The sequence below is a fragment of the Cellulophaga algicola DSM 14237 genome (assembly GCF_000186265.1).
Classification (GTDB): Bacteria; Bacteroidota; Bacteroidia; order Flavobacteriales; family Flavobacteriaceae; genus Cellulophaga; species Cellulophaga algicola.
This window is the reverse complement of sequence record NC_014934.1, coordinates 2,665,483-2,686,680: the sequence shown is the minus strand read 5'-3', so window position 1 is coordinate 2,686,680 and position 21,198 is coordinate 2,665,483. Positions and strand designations below refer to the sequence as shown.

The window sequence follows — 21,198 nt, the reverse complement described above, 5'->3', positions numbered from 1 at the left end:
ACTATTTAATCTTCAATAGCATCATACTTAAGCTTAATTGCATCAAGGTATCTCTTCAGCTGTTTTTTAACTACAGGGAAAAGGAAAAATAATCCTACCATATTCGGGAACACCATTGCAAAAATCATTGCATCTGAAAATGCCCAGATAGACCCCATACTTGCTGCAGCACCAATAACCACAAAAGCAAGGAATAAAAATTTATAGGTTAAATCTGCCGCTTTACCTCTACCGAATAAAAATTTCCATGATTGTAGTCCATAATAAGACCAAGAAATCATAGTAGACACCGCAAACAATACTACGGCTATTGTTAAGAAAACATTAGAATAAGGTATGTATGCCGCAAAAGCCTTAGCTGTAATACCAGCACCTTGAACAACATCTGCTCCTATTTGAACAGCACCACTACCATCAGAACTTACATCTAAACCATATTCAAAATAACCTCCAAAATTAAAAATAACAATTACTAAAGCGGTCATCGTACAGATTAAAACAGTATCAATAAATGGCTCCAACAACGCTACTAGACCTTCACTTGCAGAATATTTTGTACGTACTGCTGAGTGTGCGATAGACGCAGAACCAGCACCTGCTTCATTAGAAAAGGCTGCTCTCTTAAATCCAACTAACAAGACGCCTATAAAACCACCTACACTAGCTGCTTTAGGACTAAATGCTTCCGATACAATAAGTGAAACAGCATCATCAACTAAACTAATATTAGCAAAAATGATATACAAACAAGCAACTACATACATAATTGCCATAAATGGCACTACCTTTTCTGTTACTTGAGCAATTCTTTTAATACCTCCTATAATAATAACGCCTACTAAGACTGCAAGTACCAAACCTACAATAGCACCGGCTGCACTACTTTGCCAATTAAACAATTCTTTTAATACAATAGTAGCCTGATTAGATTGTGCAGCGTTACCACCACCAAAAGAACCACCAATACAGAAAATAGCAAAAACTACTGCTGCAACTTTCCCTAATTTCTTAAATCCTTTCTGTTTTAATCCTTTACTTAAGTAATACATTGGACCACCATAAACAGTTCCATCTTCACCTACATCACGGTATTGAACCCCTAAAGTACATTCCACAAATTTTGTAGACATCCCTAAAAGCCCGCATACGATCATCCAGAACGTAGCTCCAGGCCCCCCTAGTGCAATTGCTAAGGCAACCCCGGCAATGTTACCATTACCAACAGTACCAGATACTGCAGTGGCAAGTGCCTGAAAGTGACTTACTTCTCCGTCAGAACTTTCATCTCTGATCGTATCTATTATATCGCCGCTTACGGCCAAATCATCTTCTAAACCTACTAAATGCTCTTCAATATCAACATTTGACAAATCTTGACCTTGTGCTATACCGTCTTCTCCGTATAATTCTTTAGCACCATGTTTTTCTATATCTTCATACTTTCCTCTAACCGTACTGATAGCTTTTCCGAAGTATCTTACATTTGGAAAACCAAAATAGATGGTAAAAAATAATGCACTGGCTACTAATAAAACTAATACAAACGGAATATCTGGATCTTGCCAAACATTAAAAAATATTACCGCGGAAAAGAAATCTGAAATAGGCTTAAATGCTTCGTCAATTTTTTCATCCAATCCTTTTTCCACAACCTCCTGAGAAAAGGTAATAATAGGTGCCATTAATGTAAACAGCGTAAGAAGTCTATACTTCATAATATGTAAATTTGTTTTATAATTAGTCTAGTCGTCAGCAATATCCTAAAAAAAAACTACGCAATCAAGGAATATTATTTAAATCTGTTTAAACGATATGAAACATTTCGTTTAATTTACGAATTTGTTCTGGCCTTCCTAAGACGATTACCTTGCTTTTGGGTTGCAATTGTAAATCTGCTTCAGGATTTATTATATACTCCCCTTCTGGAGAAATATATCCAATAATTGTGCAGCCTGTTTTTCTCCTTAAATCTAAGTCTCTAAGGGAATTACATTCCATTTGATCTGTAAAATCTTCTATTGAAACTTCCTCTAAATTCGTGGTATGCCCACCTTCTACAGAAAGTTTATTTATAAAGGTGATCAAATCTGGCATCACAACTAAAGACGCCATATGGTCTCCACCAATCTTATCTGGCATAATTACTTTATTAGCACCCGCAAGTACAAGTTTTTTTTGTGATGTTGATAATGATGCTCGGCTAATGATAAATAAATCTTTATTTAACTGTCGCGATGAAAGCACTACAAATAAATTTGTAGCATCATCAGGAAGTGCCGTGATTAAAAATTTTGCTCGTTCAATACCCGCTTCTAATAAAACTTCATCATCATTAGCATCACCTTCAATAAAAAGTATATTTTCTTCAAAACGTTCAATAATTTCTTTATCCTTTTCTATAACGACAAATGGACGCTTGTACGCTTTTAAACGTTCTGCTGCCTGTGTACCATTTCTTCCATAACCGCAAATAATGACATGATCTGTAAGACTATTAATTTTAGATTTCACTTTTTTCTTTTTTAATAATTGAAGAGAATTTCTACCTAGAACATATTCTGTTATAACAGAAATAGCAAAGGCAAATATAAATACACTCGAAACGATTAATGATATGGTAAAAAATTTTGATTGCGCATCTAACGGCCTTACTTCTGAAAACCCAACAGTAGTTACAGTGATTACCGTCATGTAAATAGCGTCTACCCAATCGTAATTTGAAATATAACGATAGCCCAATACTCCAAACAACAACACTGCCGTCATAAGAAATACCGCTAAATATATTTTAGATCTAAAAAGTCTTAGCATAGCTTACAAGTCAAAGACCGAAGTTCTTTTGGTATATACCAAATCTTTAATTTTTAACCAAAAGGCAACAAACAAATACAAGGCAAAACCAAAACCGAGTGTTACAAAGGTTAGATAAATAAATGAAGTTCTTACCACACGTATACGAATCCCTAAACGCTCGGCTATACGCCTACATACTTCAAAACCGTGTTTTTGAAAAAAGTATAATAGTTGATATAAAAAATTCATGTGTTAAAATTAATCATTTCCTTTTAATAACCTATTACCTATAGCACATTGCAAGCATTTATTTTTAGTACAATACTCGTTGTATAATTGCAGAATAGACTGACTCTCCATTGCGTTAGACACAGAAACCTTTAACGCATCAAACTTATGTATAATGGTATTTTCTTCTTTTTTGATGTCTGAAATTATAGCAATCAAAACCTCATCAATCGGTTTTCCATGGTGGTGCGCATAGCAAAACTTTAGTGGCAGCACGGTGTTTATAATCAAAAGATCTATAAATTTTTTAGTGAGTTTCTTTTTGCTTTTTTTAGATTCTTTACCAAATGTATAATGAGTATCCCAGTACACACTAGCATCTACGCTAAAAATAGAATACATTTCTTCTAAAGTTGTAGCTTCAATAAGCTTACTGAACAAGTTATGTTGACCCGAATATAAATTTGAAAATTGTGATAATCTAATTGTTGGAAAGTTAGGTGGTCTCAACTTAAAAAATGCCGGTTTTAAAACACCATCTCCTGTACATTGAAATTTAAGTTTCACGTACTGATATTCTTTTTTTAATTCTTTAAAAAAAATATCATCATTACTTTCATCTAATAAACCCGAAAGCCCAAATAACAAACTTTCGAGCTGCATAGTATTCCCTCCTATTTTTCGAATAACAGCTATATTTACGTGCTGAGCCAAACTCAAGAAAGCATCTCCATTTATTTTTAATCCAAAATTTTTCAAAAGCATCACAAACAATACTTCTTCCCAATTATTTTTAGAATCTTCTAAAAGCTTTAAAATAAGCTTCGATTTATCTTCTAAACGTTCAAAATATAATCTATCTAGCCAATTTCTAAGTGTAAAAGCAGCTACGTCTTCAATTTGTTTTTCACAATTAATAAAACTTTTGCCACTTTTTGAAAATAGCTTTTCATAGCTCAAAACTAATTCTTCCGGCAAATAAGTTTTAAGCTCTAACGTTGGAATAGGTATATTATCTTTACGATAAATAGCGGTATCCTCTTCCCAGACCACATGTAATATTACATTAGCATAGTTTGCATCAAGTTCATGGTTGTGTGCATACCAATCAGAGGCTTTAATGTGTATCTCTACATTACCCGCCCATAATTGATTCCCTATTCTAATCTGTGAATTGAAAAAATCTGGTCCCGCAAAATAATTGTGCGTACCCACTTTAACTATTTCAATAGCTTCATTAGTTGTACTTATCAAGTTAGCTATGGGAATTTTCTTATGTTTCCAAATAAAATGAAGAAAGTCTTCGCGCATGTAATGGTATAGTTTACAAGGCATAAGATAGTAAATAAAAGCAAAAAAGACATAAACACTGACTACATCAGTATTTATGTCTTTCCTCTTTTAAAAAAAATCTCTTTAAGGTTCCTGAAATTACTCAGCCACTTCACCTTCCCAATTCATAAAACCACCTAATAAATTATCTGCATTTTTAAAACCTACACTATTCATAATAGCACAAGCTTGCCCACTTCTTGCTCCTGAACGGCAATACACGTAGTAGTTTTTACTTTTATCTAGTTTCTCTATTTCATCTAAAAAACCTTGTCCTAAATGTATATCTATATTTGTAGCCTCTGGGATGTAACCCTCTTCTACTTCTTCAGGCGTACGGACATCTAAAATAAAAGCATTGTCATCATTATTTAATTGCGCTACCCATTCTTCTTGTGATAAATCTGCCATTTCTTTATGTATTTTAAGTTCTCCAAAAATAGTGCATTATTTAAATAAAACCTTACACTAGGCCTAGAGATTAGAACTTACAATTTAATACTCTTAACGAAAAGTATGCAACCAATGTTTTAAAAAGAAGCATGTAGATTTCTAAAAGCTATCTAAATTGCCTTACCAAAGCCACCAAATAGGGAACGATAAAAAAAACATCAGAAATTGCCGTACTTGTGTTCAATGCTCCCCAACCATAATCACCATCTTGAAAATTATTTAATTTTAGCATTGAAGACTCGCATAACCTCTTTATATGTTTTTGCTTCATCTAAGAATTCTTGTACAACATTTACAGGACCAAGTGGAAGCCATTTTTTTGGTTTATTTTTTACAATAACCATAATCGTTGCTTTTAGTTCTGATAAACTCATGAAACCAACTTCATCTTCAACAACAGATTCAACATAAACCATCTTAGTTAAATATACAATACTATGCCATAAACTAATTTCACCTGCTTGTTTCTTGCGTATTTGAGTATAAACATTTCCTTGCGAATCTATGATGACAACATTTTTTTGATATGTTTTGACATGCTTTTTATCTCTTAAAAAAGATTCTGCTGCAATTCTTTTTTTTCTAATATAGACACCAATATCACCTGTCATATGATTCACATATAAAGCTGGGAACATTATACTATTATTCATCCCTCTCGATATTTTGATATAAACGACCACCTGTCGAAATTCCACCTAATCTAAACCACCATGGGGCTGAAGATATAGGATAAGCTAATTTCCAGTAAATTATACGTGATAATTCTTCACTAGGAAAAGCATTCCCATGCCCCCAACGCATGTGGCTTGCTATACTGCCAAAACGTTTTAAATTCCAGGTCTGATTGCCTATCTGCTTTAGCCAAGGTTGTCGTTCCATTAATTCGCGACTTATAGCCCAATGATGTTTTTTCCCACTCATATCAACACCCATTCGTTTCCATCTTGCAACGCTTGCACCATATTCATGCGACATTCCGTAACCAAAGTACCGCTTAGTGCCACCAACAACACCTTTTGACAAAACAGCTTTCCATAAACCGCTAAATACAGACTTCACCAAAAAAACATCAGAAATTGCCATACCAGTATTCAATGCTCGCCAACCATGGTCCCCATCTTGAAAATCATAATAGGCTTGTTTACCAGAGTCCAAAATAGGTACAAATGATTCTCCTGTGCCAACTTCTGGATAATCTTTTTCATTAAAATCTTTACCATTATAATAAGCTCCACCAAAGCTCGTAACCCCACCAGTACTTGCATTAAAATGGCTAATGGTATACTCTTGCATACCATTACCTATTATTACACTTAAATAGGCATTGGGGGTAACGTACTCGTACATTCATTAATTTTCTGTAAGCTTCTTTTACATACCTTGGACTACGGTTGCCAATCAAAACATTACCATTTGAACTATAAATGTTATTGTAAACATCATACTATAATCCTTCTCTGTAGTCCCAAAAGTACTCTTTATCATCTACTTTTATTCTATAAACTGCCCCATCATCATTAAAATGAGAAATTTCACCTTTAGGCACATATACTATGCCCCCATTAGGAGTTTTATAAAATCTAGTTTTAACTAAGGCGTAATTAAAAGCTTTTGCCCATTTTAATGAACTCCAAAAATTTCCAGATAGTATTTTGGTTTAACCGAAACAAGATAGCGGTAGCGCTACAAAAATTTAACAAATAATTAATAAATACATCAAAAAAATAAATATACATTTGTATATACAATTATTGTATCAACATGAATGTAGAAGCCATCATAAAAACAGACAAAGAAATTCCTTTACGCCAAAGGACTCTTATTCATTTAAACCTAGTAGGCAATAAGATTACAGAGATTACAATGAATCAGTTAAAACCTTTTGATGTATCGCTTCAACAATTTAATGTTTTGCGAATTTTAAGAGGTCAGAATGGCAAGGCTGCAAATTTGAGCACCCTCAACGAACGTATGGTTACTAAAATGAGTAATACGACCAGGCTTGTAGATAAGCTAATTCTAAAAGGATATGTAGAGCGTACTACTTGCGAAAGCAACCGAAGAAAAGTGGAGATCTATATAACAGCTTCTGGACAAGAGGTTTTACTAAAAATGGATAAAGCAATGATAACTTCTGAAGACATTATTCTAGAGAAGTTTACCAATGAAGATTTAATACTATTGAATAAATTATTTGACAAATTTTAAACTAAAACATGAGCAATTATATTGATAACTTAAATTGGCGTTACGCCACCAAGAAATTTGATACTACTAAGAAAGTGGCTAAAGAAGATTTTGAAACTATTTTAGACGCTGCATCCTTAACGGCATCTTCTTATGGGCTACAACCCTACAAAATACTCGTAATAGAAGATCCTACTATTCGTGAACAATTAAAACCATTTGCTTGGGGACAATCGCAAATAACGGATGCTAGCTATTTAATAGCTTTCGTACATCATACCACCTTTAATGAAGAATTAATAGACAATCATATCGAGGATATAAGTGAAACTAGGGGTATACCTTCTGAAGCATTAGCAGGTTATTCAGATTTCATGAAGTCTAAACTAATGCCCCTTTCTGATGAAACAAAAGCTATCTGGGCAGCTAAACAAACGTATATTGCACTAGGAAATGTATTATCTGCTGCGGCCGATTTAAAAATTGACACCTGCCCTATGGAAGGTTTTGAACCTGCCGAGTTTAATAAGATTTTAGGCTTAGACGCTCAAAACTTAAATACCTCTGTACTGGTAACTATTGGCTACAGAGCTGAAGATGATGACACACAGCATTATAAAAAGGTTAGAAAATCCAAAGAAAAATTAATTCAATACATATAAACAACAATCACTAAATTTTAAAAACATGAAAAAAAATATTTTAAGTGCCGTATTTGCAATCGTAATAGCAACAGCTGCAACTGCAGGAGTAAACCCAATAGATGGTGAAAAGAAAGAAGTAAATGCCGAAACTAGTACTGTAACTTGGAAAGGGTATAAGTTTGCAGGATCTCACTACGGAAAAATTAACCTAAAGTCTGGAACATTACTATTTGATGGCGATAAATTAACTGGCGGTGAGTTCCTTATAGATATGGCAACTATTAGTGTTGAAGATTTAAAAGCGGGCGAAGGCAAAGAAAAATTAGAAGGTCACTTAAATTCTGATGACTTTTTTGGTGTTGAAGCTCATAATACGTCTAAATTGATTTTCACTACTGTAAAAGCTACTGGCAAAAATTCTTATGAAGTAACAGGAGATTTAACCATTAAAGGTAAAACTGCACCAGTTTCTTTTGATGTTTCTGTTTATGGGAGTAAAGCAACCGCTAACTTAAAAGTTGATAGAACTGTTTACGACATACATTATGGTTCTACTAACTTTACAGATACGTTGAAAGATAAAGCAATCTATGATGAATTTGATTTAGTAGTAGATTTACAATTCTAAACCTATTAAAAAAATAACAAAACCCCACGCTACTGTTAATTGTATTGTGGGGTTTATTTTTTTTATGAAATGCTGTTTGAAATCTTAAAAATGATTTCTATCTTTGGAGTCAATGAAAAATTTAACTGTAAATACATGGTGGTGGAATAACTTACGAAAAAACGCGTGAGCAAAGCACCATTGTATTAAATATATATATAAGGCTTGTCATCACGACAAGCCTTACTTATTTTATAGCATTAAAGATGACGTACAAACTACATACCCATTACAAGAAAATACTTGCCGACACAATTACTCCGGTAAGTGTATACCTTAAAATTCGAGATCGTTTCCCCAACAGCATTTTACTGGAAGGAAGTGACTACCATGCCAATGACAACAGTTTCTCTTATATCTGCTGCAATCCTATTGCATCTATTAAAGTAGAAAACGAAATTATCACCCAGCAATTCCCGGATGGTAAGGTTGAAGAAATAGCTATTGACACTTCTACGGATGTGGTCAGCATCATTGAAGATTACAGCAAAAGGTTTATAGCCGATGAGAACGATTTTAAATTTATTGATAATGGCCTCTTTGGCTATATGGCTTATGATGCCGTTCGGTATTTTGAAGATGTAAATGTTTCTAAAAAAGAGAATTCGGTTGCGATACCAGATATTTATTATGCTGTTTATAAAAATATCATCGCTATAAATCATTTTAAAAATGAAGCCTACATTTTTTCTAACTGTTACGAATCAGAGAGTAACGTCACTGAAATAGAGCAAATATTAAACGTAAAGAATTTCGCTTCTTATAACTTTACCCTAGATGGTAAAGTTGCTTCAAATTTAGAAGATGATGATTTTAAAGAACAGGTAAAACTAGCTAAAAAGCATTGCCAAAGAGGTGATGTTTTCCAACTGGTATTATCACGTCGTTTTTCTCAAGGATTTAAAGGCGATGAATTCAATGTGTACAGAGCGCTACGCTCTATAAATCCATCACCTTATTTATTCTATTTTGATTATGGCGATTTTAAAATATTCGGAAGTTCTCCAGAAGCACAATTAATCGTTAAAGATGGTGCTGCAGAAATTCATCCTATAGCCGGTACTTTTAAACGTACCGGAGATGATGAAAAAGATGCCATTATCGCAAAAGAATTGACGGAGGATGATAAAGAAAATAGCGAGCATGTAATGCTGGTAGATTTAGCACGAAACGATTTGAGCCGTAATGGAAATATGGTGAGAGTAACTAATTACCGCGAAGTACAATTCTTTTCGCACGTTATTCACCTTGTATCTAAAGTGGTTGGTCAAAAGAAAAAAGACATCCCCACCATGAAAGTAGTTGCAGATACTTTTCCTGCAGGTACGTTAAGTGGTGCTCCAAAACACATGGCGATGCAGTTGATAGAAAAATACGAAAAAACAAGTAGAGGCTATTATGGTGGTGCTATAGGTTTTATGGATTTTAATGGAAACTTTAATCATGCTATTATGATTAGAACCTTTCTTAGTAAAAACCATAGCCTACATTACCAAGCTGGCGCAGGAATTGTTGCTGCCTCTAAGCCTGAAGACGAATTACAAGAGACCTATAATAAACTTGGTGCTTTAACAAAAGCACTTGAAATTGCTGAGACCATATAATCATGAAGAAAATTTTAGTCATAGATAATTACGATAGCTTCACCTATAATTTAGTTCATTACTTAGAAGATCTAGATTGCGAAGTGATTGTAAAAAGAAACGATCAACTTTCTTTAGAAGAGGTTGATGCTTTTGAATACATCGTTCTTTCTCCAGGACCAGGAATCCCTGAAGAAGCAGGTTTATTAAAAGATATTATTAGAACCTACGCTCCAACTAAGAAAATTTTTGGTGTATGCTTAGGACAACAAGCAATTGCCGAAGTATTTGGGGGCTCATTGATTAACCTTGAACAGGTTTATCATGGTATTGCTACCCCTATTACTATTACACAAGAGGATGCCCTTTTTAAAGATTTACCTTCAGAAATAAAAGTGGGCCGCTACCATTCTTGGGTCGTAAACCCTAAAGATTTACCCAACTCTGTGATTGCTACCTCTTTTGATATAAATGGACAAATTATGTCATTGCGCCATACTACTTACGATGTATCTGCGGTACAATTTCACCCAGAGTCTGTCTTGACTCCTGACGGGAAAAAGATTTTACAGAACTGGTTATTATCTTAAGCTAGAAAAGAAACACCTTAATTTAGGGGGATTAAAAAATAAAGTAATAACACACTAAAAACTGTTCCCGCTTGGAATGGTAACGAGGAGATTATGAAAGATATATTAAACAGACTAATTAACCACGATGTACTCGCTAAAGCAGATGCAAAGCAGGTATTGGTTAACATAGCAAAAGGAGATTACAACACCAGCCAGATTGCTGCTTTTTTAACAGTATATATGATGCGTAGTGTAACGATAGAAGAACTAGAGGGTTTTCGTGATGCCTTACTAGAACTTTGTTTAGCCGTAGATTTATCTGCCTATAATCCCGTAGATTTATGCGGTACGGGTGGTGATGGAAAAGATACGTTCAACATCTCTACGCTAGCTTCTTTTGTTACTGCAGGAGCTGGTATTAAAGTCACCAAACATGGTAATTACGGCGTTTCTTCCAAGTGTGGAAGCAGCAACGTTATGGAATTTCTAGGAATCAAATTTAGTAGTGACGCTGGTTTTTTAGAAAAAAGCATTGATGAGGCCGGAATTTGTGTTTTACACGCTCCCTTATTTCACCCAGCCATGAAAAATGTAGCTCCCATCAGAAAAGAACTAGCGGTAAAAACATTTTTTAATATGTTGGGTCCAATGGTGAACCCTGCATTTCCAAAAAATCAGATGGTGGGTGTCTTCAATTTAGAACTCGCTAGAATGTATGGATACCTTTATCAGAATACCGATAAAAACTTTACGGTACTTCATGCCTTAGATGGGTATGATGAAATTTCTTTAACGGGTAACACAAAAACAATATCTAACACCACAGAAAGTATGCTTAAGCCATCAGATTTTGGCGTACGTGCGGTAAGCATGCAAGAAATTGCAGGAGGAGAAAGTATTGAAGCATCTGCTCAAATATTCTTAAATATTTTACAAGGAAAAGGTACCGAAGCTCAAATTAATGTGGTCTGCGCTAATGCAGGAATGGCCATTGCTACTGTTGACGGCTTAACCCCGATGCAAGGTTTTGAAAGAGCAAAAGAATCATTAGTAAGTGGAAGAGGATTAGCCGCTTTAAAAAAACTACAAGCATTGAGTGCCTTATAAATTTTAAGATGAACATATTAGATAAAATAGTACTAGACAAACGCAAGGAAGTAGCACTTAGAAAAGCGCTAATTCCCGTTTCGCAATTAGAGCAATCTGTTTTATTTGCCAGACCTGAAAATTCTCTAGCGACCGCATTACGCAATAGTGCCTCTGGCATCATTGCAGAACACAAAAGAAGATCGCCTTCTAAATCAGAAATCAACCAAAGTTTAAATGTACAAGATGTTGCTACTGGCTATGAAGCTGCAGGAGTATGTGGAATGTCTGTTTTAACCGATGCCAAATACTTTGGGGGCTCTCTAGATGATCTTCTTATTGCAAGAGCCGCTACAAAATTTCCATTACTCCGTAAAGAATTTATTATTGATGAATACCAACTTTTAGAAGCAAAAGCCTATGGGGCAGATGTAATTTTATTGATTGCTGCTATTTTATCAAAAGAAGAAATTAAAAATCTTTCTGAATTTGCAAAAAGCCTAAAACTAAATGTGCTATTAGAGGTTCACAACGAAGAAGAGTTACAGAAATCTATCATGCCAAGTTTAGATATGTTAGGTGTAAATAATAGAAACTTAAAAACTTTTGACGTAAGTCTAGAAACAAGTAAAGCTCTTTCTGCTTTAATTCCTGATGATTTTGTAAAAGTTTCTGAAAGCGGAATAAGTTCTATCGCTGCTATTCAAGATTTGAAAGACTATGGATACCAAGGTTTTTTAATTGGTGAGAATTTTATGAAAACCGATACTCCTGGTGCTCACGCTAAAAAATTCATTGAACAATTAGAAGCCAAATAATATAGAAATGACGGCAGATAAATATACTCTATTAGACAAAGTACCGACAACTTTAGAACATCATCATCTAAAGTTAAAAATTTGCGGCATGAAATTTAATACCGCTAAAGTTGCTGCATTGCAACCTGATTATTTAGGGTTTATCTTTTGGGAACCTTCTAAAAGAAATTTTGAAGGTCCGCTGGAAGCAATTCCACATCATATTAAAAAAGTGGGGGTATTTGTTGATGCTACTATCGAAGAAATCTCTCGTAAAGTGGAAGATTATAAGTTGTTGGCTGTACAACTTCATGGTCATGAATCTCCAGAATTCTGCAAAGCATTAAAAGAAAAAAATAGTACAATTCAAATCATTAAAGTTTTTTCTATTAAAGAAGAATTTAATTTTAATGTTTTAGAAGCCTACGAAGAGGTTACAGATTTCTTTTTATTTGATACCAAAGGAAAACTTCCTGGAGGAAATGGGTATACTTTTAATTGGGATGTATTAAAGAAATACCCTTCTAAAAAACCCTATTTCCTAAGTGGTGGTATTGGTCTTGAAGAAATAACTAAGCTTGAAGCATTCTTAAAGGTACCCGCTTCAAAATATTGCCATGCCATAGATGTCAATAGTAAATTTGAAACATCACCTGGTCTTAAGGATATTGACAGCTTAGAACAATTGATAAAAAATTTGAAAAAGAACTAAAATATAATGGAATTTTAAGCATTCTTTAGCGACAAAAAAGAGAATACTTTATATTTCTTACTAAACACTAATTCCTATGAATTATAACGCAACTGAAAAAGGATACTACGGAGCATTTGGTGGAGCATACATCCCAGAAATGCTATACCCAAACGTGGAGGAGCTACGCCAAAACTACCTAAAAATAATGGCGGAACCAGATTTTAAGGAAGAATTTGATCAGCTTTTAAAAGATTACGTAGGCAGACCTTCGCCTTTGTATTTTGCAAAGCGACTTTCAGAAAAATACAACACTAAGGTTTACTTAAAACGTGAGGACCTAAACCATACTGGGGCGCACAAAATAAATAACACTATTGGCCAAATATTAATGGCAAAACGCTTAAACAAAACCAGAATTATTGCCGAAACTGGCGCTGGGCAACACGGTGTTGCTACTGCTACTGTTTGCGCATTAATGGGAATGAAGTGTGTGGTGTATATGGGAGAGATAGATATTGCGCGTCAAGCACCAAATGTAGCACGTATGAAAATGCTTGGTGCCGAAGTTAGACCCGCTTTATCTGGCAGCAGAACTTTAAAAGATGCTACCAATGAAGCTATCCGTGATTGGATCAACAACCCAGTAGATACCCATTACATTATTGGTTCGGCTATTGGCCCGCACCCCTATCCTGATATGGTCACTCGTTTTCAATCTATTATTTCTGAAGAAATAAAATGGCAGTTAAAAGAAAAAGAAGGGCGAGAAAATCCAGATTATGTAGTTGCTTGTATTGGCGGCGGTAGTAATGCTGCAGGAACCTATTATCATTTTTTACATGAACCAGAAGTTGGTATCATTGCGGTAGAAGCTGCTGGAAAAGGAATTAATTCTGGCGAAAGTGCAGCTACATCTGCTTTAGGAAAAGAAGGTGTTATTCATGGTTGCAAGACGCTATTGATGCAAACAAATGACGGACAGATTACAGAGCCATATTCTATATCTGCAGGGCTAGATTACCCAGGCGTTGGACCTATGCATGCGCACTTATATACATCTGGCCGTGGAGAATTTTATTCTGCTACAGACGATGAAGCTATGAAATCTGGTTTGGAATTAACACAGCTAGAAGGAATAATCCCTGCTATAGAAACGAGCCACGCCTTAGCCATATTTAAACATAGAACCTTTAAATCTGACGATGTTGTAGTCATCAGTCTATCTGGTCGTGGTGATAAGGATTTAGATAATTATATAAAATATTTCAATTTGTAAAAAATGAATAGAATAAACCAAAAAATGCAAGAGGATAAAAAACTTTTGTCCATATATTTCACCGCAGGATACCCATCTTTAAATGATACTGTAAAAATTATTCAGGATTTAGAAGCTAGTGGTATTGACATGATAGAAATAGGATTACCTTTTAGTGATCCTTTAGCAGATGGCCCTACTATTCAAAATAGTTCCACGGCTGCTCTTAAGAATGGGATGACTACAAATTTACTTTTTGAGCAATTGAAAGACATTCGAAAATCGGTTTCAATACCTTTAATTCTAATGGGCTATTTTAATCCTATGTTACAATACGGCGTAGAAGCTTTTTGCAAAAAATGTGCAGAAATAGGGATTGATGGGTTGATTATGCCGGATTTACCTTTAGATGTGTATCAAGACGAATATGAAGCCATTTTTAAAAAATATGATTTAAAAAATATCTTTTTAATTACGCCGCAAACAAGTGATAACCGCATTCAACAAATTGACACGGCTTCTGATGCTTTTATCTATATGGTAAGTTCGGCTAGTGTTACCGGTTCTAAATCAGGATTTGGAACGGAACAAACTACTTATTTTAATCGCATTGGTGCTATGAATCTTAAAAACCCACAAATTGTAGGTTTTGGAATTAATAATGCAGAAACTTTTCAGCAAGCTACAGCGCATGCAAAAGGCGCTATTATTGGTTCTGCATTTATAAAACATTTAACCGAAAAAGGCCCTGAGGCAATTCCTGAATTTGTCCGTACAATTAGAGCATAGGTTTATGAAAGATTTTTTTAATAACTGGAAACTAATTCTCCTAGCGTGTCTTACGCTAGGGTTAGCTCCATTTTTCCCAGAACCTCATCTATGGGGAAAGTTAAAATGGATTGCTGGTGGAGCTATTGGTATGACTTTTAAGGACTGGTTTGATGTAGTTTTACATGGTTTACCTTTTATACTTTTAATACGATTAATTGTGAAGAGCTTATTCAGGAAAGAGCAGCCTAAATAAAGCTGTTTTCTGATATAAAATCAATACATTTAATCTTACTTTTCAATAAAAATCAAAACAACCGAATGAAGAAGATTCTAATTTGCCTTTTAGCTTTGGCAAGTGTAGCGATGAGTGCTCAAGAAACTGCACAATTACAATCACAAATTAGACATAGCATTGATGAAATAAGAGATTTTGTTTCCATTCCTAACAATGCTACAGACCATGCAGAGATGAATAGAAACTTAACTTGGTTAACTAAAAAGTTTACCGAAAGAGGATTCAATACATCTATATTACCAACTTCAGGTCAATCTTTATTTTTTGCAACGCTACCTATTATTGAAGGTAAGCCCACTATACTTTTTTATATGCATTTTGATGGACAGCCTGTAGACGCCTCTAAATGGGATCAAAAAAATCCGTATCAAGTAGTATTAAAATCCCAAGATGGCGACACGTATAAAAATGAATTATTTGAAGATTTAAATACTGATTTAAATGAGGAGTGGCGTTTATTCGGAAGGTCTACATCAGATGACAAAGGGCCTATTGTAATGTTGCTTAATGCTTTTGATTTATTAAAAAAGAATGAAACAGCGCTCCCCTTCAACGTTAAAATTATTATAGATAGTGAAGAAGAAAGTGGTAGTAAACCGCTACCAAAAGCCGTTAAAGAATATAAAGAACTCTTAGAGGCTAATTTTTTAATTATCAATGACGGTCCTGTGCATAGTTCTGGAAAACCGACTATTGTTTATGGCTGTCGAGGAATCACAACAATGACTCTTACCACATATGGTCCAATAAAACCCCAACATAGCGGCCATTATGGTAACTATGCCCCAAATCCTGGTTTTCAACTTTCGCAATTGTTAGCGAGCATGAAAGACAAAGACGGAAAAGTTACAATAGCGGGGTATTATGACGGCATCAGTATCGATGAAGAAACCATGAACATCCTAAAAAATGTTCCAGATAATGCAGAAATTATTAATAAAGATCTACAAATCCGTACTCCTGAAAAGGTAGGATCTTTTTATCAAGAAGCATTACAATACCCGTCATTAAACATCAGAGGTCTATCTTCTGGATGGACAGGTGACGAGGCTAGAACAATTATTCCTGAGAATGCCATAGCAGAATTAGATATACGTCTTGTTCCTGAATCGGACGGGAGTAAATTAAAAGAATTGATAAAAAAACACATTCAGAATCAAGGCTATTTTATTACTTCAAAAGAGCCTACTAAAGAAGAACGCTTAGCGTATAACAAAATCATTAAAATCACGGAGAGTGGTGTTACTGATGCATTCAGAACAGACCTTAATAACACCTACGGAAATTTTATATTGAATAATCTAAAAGAAGAATTTCAAGAAGATGTGGTTCAAATTCGCATTATGGGAGGTACGGTACCAATCGCACCTTTTATTAATGAATTAAAAATTCCTGCCTTTATTGTTCCTATGGTAAATCCAGACAACAATCAACATAGCCCAAATGAAAATTTAAAAATTAGCCAGATTGGATACGGGATTCGCACATTTTACCGTTTATTATCTAGTCCTTTAGAATAAGTAAGGTTTAGTTTAACAAGGTTATAACAAAGTCTTACAATAGCCTTAACGGAGTAAAAAACAGTTTTACCTTATCTTGTAGTTGAACCAAAAAAAGAGAAACTATGGGAATTATAGATGATAAAAGATTAAAAAGAACAGTGGAACAAACAAATCCTACAAACCCTACGGGAAACACAAGTCAAACAACAAATAGGTTTGATATTGAGAAGAGAACCATAAAAGAACAGCAAAACAAGAAATAACAGTAGTCCTCTTGTTTTCAAAAGCCACAAATTCAAAATTGAATTTGTGGCTTTTTTTTATGATAATAATTTAGACCTAAACAACTCAAAATCAAACAGCAAAACAATCATAAAAATTAAAATTTCTTACCATAATTCTTTCTTTATAAATCTGTGATAATTCCGTGATTTCTTACCTATAAGTTTGCACCTGTAGAATCGAAAGAGCTAATAACTCAAAGCGATTGTCGTAAATCAATTTAAATAATTTAAAAATCAAATTTATTATGAGAAAAGGAATTTTATTAATTTCAAAAGTAGCATTAGTATCTGTATTTATTCTAACAACTAGCTGTTCTAGTGATGATGACACAGAAACAATAATTGAGACTGTTACTATAGATTCATCTTTACCAAACGGAACTTTAGTAGCCTCAAGAGTTGGTTCATTCGTAGCAGAAAGCGGAACTCCAACTGCGGGTACAGCTGAATTAGGTACTGATGATGATAGCACTAGCTTTATTCATTTTGAAAGTGATTTTACAACAGAATTAGGTACTGGTACCGTTGGTATCTTTTTATCTACATCAGCAGTTTATACTCCAGATCCTGCAAATGGTAATCCAGATCTTATGCTAATTGGTAATGCAGCTGCTAACGGAGAGAAATTTATTAAATTATCTGCTGCTCCAGACGCAAAATATACACACATTATTTTATGGTGTGCTACTGCTAATATTCCTTTCGGTAATGCAGAATTAAACTAATTATACCTCTTAAGTTTAAAGTAACACCTTTGTCTTACTATCAGAAATTATTCGTGTAGGTACTCAAAGGTGTTCTTTTTAAAAAATAAAAAAGCAGCTATGAAAAAAATAGTATCAATAACCTTTATGTTATTCTTAATAACATTTAAAATTAACGCACAAAGTGGTTGGACTAGAGAAGCTAAAGGGTTTTATGGTCAAGTTACTGCTTCTACTTTTTCTTCTCACGATTATTATACCACTACAGGCGCACTCTCTGATCAAGGTAGCACCTTTAACAGCCAAAGTCTTTCATTATACGGTGAGTATGGTATAACAGATCGTTTTACAAGTATCTTATCTATCCCCGCACTTGTTTTAAATAATTTTAGTACCACAGAAACAGTAGCCGGCGTAGGGAGTATTAAATTAGGATTCAAATATAAAATCTTTAAAGAAAGCCCTATTGCTATTCAGGTAGATTTTGATATACCTACTAATAATGGTGTGAATTTTGCAACAGCAAAAGAAGCGGATGATTTCGGACAAATAAATACCATTAATCTACCAACATCAGATGGTGAATTTAATGTGTGGACAAATTTAATTGCTTCACATTCTTTCCCAAATGGAAAAACTTACGGTAGCATCTATTCGGGGGTAAACTTTAGAACAGAATCATTTAGCAATCAATTTCAAGCAGGAGCAGAATTAGGTCATTTATTTTTAGATAAATTCTACCTTATTGGGAAATTGAAAATTCAAGAAAAATTAGATTCAAAAGAAAGTGGAAATCAAAATTCATCATTTTTATACGGTGAAGGAACCACATTTACTTCATTTGGGTTTAATGGTGTGTACAAATTAAATGACAAATATAGTATAGTTGCTGAGTACTCCGACTATACTGATATATTAGTCAATAGAAAAAATATTTATGATGGCGCCACTTTTTCTCTTGGTCTATCTCTAGAGTTTTAATATAGTTTGCTCTTATTTTTATACTTAAAAACCCCAAAATTAATACTATTAAATTCTGGGGTTTTATATTCTTCCATTTTTATTGGTTTAGTATTACATCTATTTTTAAAGACCTATTTTCTTGACATAATTAAAAAAAATATCTTTAATCATTTGATTATCAATAACTAAAATATCCCGAAAGTATCACAGTAAGTTTATCTCCATGTGATTTTATTACAGAATAGGTTCACTTTATTTGTATTCACCTAAAAATTTAAGTAATGAAAAAAATCTATTTAATTACAAGCATGATTCTCGCCTTAGCATTTACAAGTTGCGACGACGATGATGACAATCAAGAACTACAAGTAATTCCTGCAGCAGGCTCTATTGCTGGCGGCCCTTTTACCTTTTGTGTAGATGGTACAGCAGATATGGTAAGTGGTATAACCATAGACGACGCTGATGCCATGGGTACAAATAGTACTTGGGTTATTACAGATGATCAAGGTAATATCTTAGGGCTACCACCAACAGTAGCTGACGTAGAAGGTGTTAATTTTGACGATGCTGGAGCTGGAGTATGTTTTATCTGGCACCTACGTTTCGAAGATGGTTTAGCAGGTGCTGAAGTAGGTATGAATACGTCTAACCTAGAAGGAACTTTTGATCTTTCAAACTCCATACAAGTAACAAGAAATAAAACGAACGCAGGAGTACTAACTGGTGGTCCTTATGAATTTACTATTGATGGAACACCTGATATGGTTTCAGGCTTAAGTTTAGATAGCAGTGATTCTAGCGGAAGTAATAGCACCTATGTAATTACAGATGCAGATGGAAACATCTTAGGAATGCCTCCTACCTTAGCAGCTGTAGAAGGCGTTGATTTTGACGGAGCTGGAGCTGGTGTTTGTTTAATTTGGTATGTACGCTATGAAGATGGGTTAACAGGTGCTGAAGTAGGTATGAATGCAAATGATTTAGAGGGTTGCTTTAGCTTGTCTAATTCTATTATGGTTACAAGAACACAAGGTGCTAATGCAGGTGTACTAACTGGTGGTCCTTATAACTTTTGTATTGACGGTACGGCTGATATGGTTTCAGGAATCTCTTTAGATAGTGCAAATGTATCTGGTGAAAATAATTCTTGGGTTATTACAGATGATCAAGGAAACATATTAGGGCTACCCCCTACTTTGGCTGCTGTTGAAGGGGTAGATTTTGATGGCGCAGGTGCTGGGGTTTGTTTAATCTGGTACTTACGTTACAATGGTAGTATTACCGGAGCAGAAGTTGGTATGAATGCAAATGACTTAGAAGGTGATTTTGACCTATCTAACGCTCTATCTGTTACAAGGAGTAAGACAGAAGCCGGTACACTTTCTGGTGGTCCTTATAACTTTACTATTGATGGTACTTCTGACTTCGTATCTGGAATTACCTTAGACGATACTAATGCAAGTGGCTCATTGAGCACTTATGTGATCACCGATGCTGACGGCAAAATTTTAGGAATGCCTCCAACATTAGCAGCTCTTGAAGGAGTTGATTTTGATGGTGCAGGAGTTGGCGTATGTCTCATATGGTATTTGCGTTATGAAGAAGGGTTAGCAGGTGCTGAAATAGGCATGAATGCAAATAATCTAGAAGGATGTTTTGATTTATCTAATGCTATTACTGTAAACAGAACAATGCCTTAAATTGAATTTTTAAAAAATTGTCTATACTGTAAAACCCGGAAATCAATGGTATTGAATTCCGGGTTTTTATTTTTCATCATTTTATAAGCCTCAAAACCACCCACAGCCCTATTGGCTGCTCCTGAAGGTGCCGTTAAGGATACTGTTTTAATACATCTATCTCCTAATTGAAATTGATGGATGCGCGGTACAATATCTGATAAGACTTCAAGCTTAATATTATGGTCTTTTAAATGTTTTCTAAAAAAATATTCAGGTCCATTTTTACTATTCCCTCCTGTAAACAATAAAGTATCTACATTGGGATACTGCTTTAGATACCCAATAACATTTCGTAATTGAATATTCTGCATTCCTAAATCAGACGCATCAATCTTTATGCGTTCCGCACTTTCAACAATGTCACAAACTCCAATTTTCTGACGTTTTAAAAAATCCTTCCGTTGTGCTATTGCGGCATCAGAAGTTTCAAACAATAAATCTAGTTCAAAAATGCGATCTAAAATTGGCCATAATTGTCCATCTCTACTTCCATAACAAAAATTTACGTCTCCTTCTTTTAAAGCTCCCATCGTAAACCTAGGTGGTGGCAAAGTACCTACAATGAGCTTCGTGGCTTCCTGAAAAAGAAAGGGTTTATAGGGATGGGTATGGAGGAATATTTTTTTAGTCATAGGCTAAA

The 21,198-nt window shown here is 34.5% G+C and carries 25 protein-coding genes; 16 read left to right on the top strand and 9 right to left on the bottom strand.

All coding sequences use genetic code 11. From position 1 onward, the window contains the following. Window positions 1–5: 5 nt before the first annotated feature. From CELAL_RS11735 to CELAL_RS11705, 8 genes are all read right to left on the bottom strand, one after another. Window positions 6–1,715, bottom strand: coding sequence for an alanine/glycine:cation symporter family protein (locus CELAL_RS11735; protein WP_013551130.1), 1,710 nt, complete (start codon window positions 1,713–1,715; stop codon window positions 6–8). An 88-nt stretch (window positions 1,716–1,803) separates the two neighbouring features. After that, window positions 1,804–2,811, bottom strand: a complete 1,008-nt coding sequence (locus CELAL_RS11730; protein ID WP_013551129.1) for a potassium channel family protein — start codon at window positions 2,809–2,811, stop codon at window positions 1,804–1,806. A 3-nt stretch (window positions 2,812–2,814) separates the two neighbouring features. After that, entirely contained in the window at window positions 2,815–3,042 is a 228-nt protein-coding gene (locus tag CELAL_RS11725; RefSeq protein WP_013551128.1) for a PspC family transcriptional regulator, read from the bottom strand. Between the two features lie 9 nt (window positions 3,043–3,051). Further along, entirely contained in the window at window positions 3,052–4,332 is a 1,281-nt protein-coding gene (locus CELAL_RS11720; RefSeq protein WP_013551127.1) for a DUF2851 family protein, read from the bottom strand. Window positions 4,333–4,452: 120 nt separating this feature from the next. Next, window positions 4,453–4,764 (bottom strand): rhodanese-like domain-containing protein, encoded by a 312-nt coding sequence (locus CELAL_RS11715; RefSeq protein ID WP_013551126.1) that lies wholly within the window; start codon window positions 4,762–4,764, stop codon window positions 4,453–4,455. 148 nt (window positions 4,765–4,912) lie between these two features. Then, window positions 4,913–5,038 (bottom strand): hypothetical protein, encoded by a 126-nt coding sequence (locus CELAL_RS22725; protein WP_262481726.1) that lies wholly within the window; start codon window positions 5,036–5,038, stop codon window positions 4,913–4,915. Further along, window positions 5,022–5,459 carry a hypothetical protein gene (locus CELAL_RS11710; RefSeq protein ID WP_013551125.1) on the bottom strand — a complete coding sequence of 146 codons (438 nt, stop codon included), beginning with the start codon at window positions 5,457–5,459 and terminating at the stop codon, window positions 5,022–5,024. The genes CELAL_RS22725 and CELAL_RS11710 overlap by 17 nt, the downstream gene beginning before the upstream one ends. Next, a complete protein-coding gene (locus tag CELAL_RS11705; protein ID WP_013551124.1) occupies window positions 5,452–6,156 on the bottom strand; it encodes a hypothetical protein in 705 nt (234 codons plus the stop codon). Before CELAL_RS11705 ends, CELAL_RS11710 begins: the two co-directional genes overlap by 8 nt. A gap of 414 nt (window positions 6,157–6,570) precedes the next feature. Between CELAL_RS11705 and CELAL_RS11700 the strand changes: the two genes are divergently transcribed. The 16 genes from CELAL_RS11700 to CELAL_RS11630 all read left to right on the top strand — a co-directional run bounded on the left by CELAL_RS11700 (window position 6,571) and on the right by CELAL_RS11630 (window position 20,516). Continuing rightward, window positions 6,571–7,017: a MarR family winged helix-turn-helix transcriptional regulator gene (locus CELAL_RS11700; RefSeq protein ID WP_013551123.1), complete on the top strand. Its 447-nt coding sequence runs from the start codon at window positions 6,571–6,573 to the stop codon at window positions 7,015–7,017. Between the two features lie 8 nt (window positions 7,018–7,025). Further along, window positions 7,026–7,658 (top strand): NAD(P)H-dependent oxidoreductase, encoded by a 633-nt coding sequence (locus CELAL_RS11695; RefSeq protein WP_013551122.1) that lies wholly within the window; start codon window positions 7,026–7,028, stop codon window positions 7,656–7,658. A 25-nt stretch (window positions 7,659–7,683) separates the two neighbouring features. Beyond that, the gene (locus CELAL_RS11690; protein WP_013551121.1) at window positions 7,684–8,268 is read left to right on the top strand and encodes a YceI family protein; all 585 of its coding nucleotides are present in this window, start codon (window positions 7,684–7,686) and stop codon (window positions 8,266–8,268) included. A gap of 245 nt (window positions 8,269–8,513) precedes the next feature. Next, entirely contained in the window at window positions 8,514–9,911 is a 1,398-nt protein-coding gene (locus CELAL_RS11685; protein WP_013551120.1) for an anthranilate synthase component I family protein, read from the top strand. Between the two features lie 2 nt (window positions 9,912–9,913). Beyond that, window positions 9,914–10,480: an anthranilate synthase component II gene (locus CELAL_RS11680; RefSeq protein ID WP_013551119.1), complete on the top strand. Its 567-nt coding sequence runs from the start codon at window positions 9,914–9,916 to the stop codon at window positions 10,478–10,480. Between the two features lie 93 nt (window positions 10,481–10,573). Beyond that, window positions 10,574–11,569, top strand: coding sequence for an anthranilate phosphoribosyltransferase (gene trpD, locus CELAL_RS11675; RefSeq protein ID WP_013551118.1), 996 nt, complete (start codon window positions 10,574–10,576; stop codon window positions 11,567–11,569). Between the two features lie 8 nt (window positions 11,570–11,577). Continuing rightward, a complete protein-coding gene (gene trpC / locus CELAL_RS11670) occupies window positions 11,578–12,366 on the top strand; it encodes an indole-3-glycerol phosphate synthase TrpC (RefSeq protein WP_013551117.1) in 789 nt (262 codons plus the stop codon). Between the two features lie 88 nt (window positions 12,367–12,454). Beyond that, window positions 12,455–13,057, top strand: a complete 603-nt coding sequence (locus tag CELAL_RS11665; protein ID WP_041558119.1) for a phosphoribosylanthranilate isomerase — start codon at window positions 12,455–12,457, stop codon at window positions 13,055–13,057. A 76-nt stretch (window positions 13,058–13,133) separates the two neighbouring features. Continuing rightward, window positions 13,134–14,315 carry a tryptophan synthase subunit beta gene (trpB, locus tag CELAL_RS11660; protein ID WP_013551115.1) on the top strand — a complete coding sequence of 394 codons (1,182 nt, stop codon included), beginning with the start codon at window positions 13,134–13,136 and terminating at the stop codon, window positions 14,313–14,315. A 3-nt stretch (window positions 14,316–14,318) separates the two neighbouring features. Then, window positions 14,319–15,083: a tryptophan synthase subunit alpha gene (trpA, locus tag CELAL_RS11655; RefSeq protein WP_013551114.1), complete on the top strand. Its 765-nt coding sequence runs from the start codon at window positions 14,319–14,321 to the stop codon at window positions 15,081–15,083. Between the two features lie 4 nt (window positions 15,084–15,087). After that, window positions 15,088–15,318 carry a hypothetical protein gene (locus tag CELAL_RS11650; protein ID WP_013551113.1) on the top strand — a complete coding sequence of 77 codons (231 nt, stop codon included), beginning with the start codon at window positions 15,088–15,090 and terminating at the stop codon, window positions 15,316–15,318. Window positions 15,319–15,383: 65 nt separating this feature from the next. Beyond that, window positions 15,384–16,880 (top strand): M20/M25/M40 family metallo-hydrolase, encoded by a 1,497-nt coding sequence (locus CELAL_RS11645; RefSeq protein WP_013551112.1) that lies wholly within the window; start codon window positions 15,384–15,386, stop codon window positions 16,878–16,880. 104 nt (window positions 16,881–16,984) lie between these two features. Then, a complete protein-coding gene (locus CELAL_RS22380; protein WP_013551111.1) occupies window positions 16,985–17,125 on the top strand; it encodes a hypothetical protein in 141 nt (46 codons plus the stop codon). Window positions 17,126–17,391: 266 nt separating this feature from the next. Beyond that, on the top strand, window positions 17,392–17,871 hold the full coding sequence (locus tag CELAL_RS11640; protein ID WP_013551110.1) for a DM13 domain-containing protein: 480 nt from the start codon (window positions 17,392–17,394) through the stop codon (window positions 17,869–17,871). Window positions 17,872–17,970: 99 nt separating this feature from the next. Further along, window positions 17,971–18,831: a hypothetical protein gene (locus CELAL_RS11635; RefSeq protein ID WP_013551109.1), complete on the top strand. Its 861-nt coding sequence runs from the start codon at window positions 17,971–17,973 to the stop codon at window positions 18,829–18,831. Between the two features lie 263 nt (window positions 18,832–19,094). Next, on the top strand, window positions 19,095–20,516 hold the full coding sequence (locus CELAL_RS11630; RefSeq protein ID WP_013551108.1) for a hypothetical protein: 1,422 nt from the start codon (window positions 19,095–19,097) through the stop codon (window positions 20,514–20,516). Here the strand turns inward: CELAL_RS11630 and CELAL_RS11625 are convergent. Next, the gene (locus CELAL_RS11625; RefSeq protein ID WP_013551107.1) at window positions 20,513–21,190 is read right to left on the bottom strand and encodes a uracil-DNA glycosylase family protein; all 678 of its coding nucleotides are present in this window, start codon (window positions 21,188–21,190) and stop codon (window positions 20,513–20,515) included. The genes CELAL_RS11630 and CELAL_RS11625 overlap by 4 nt on opposite strands. Between the last annotated feature and the right edge of the window lie 8 nt (window positions 21,191–21,198).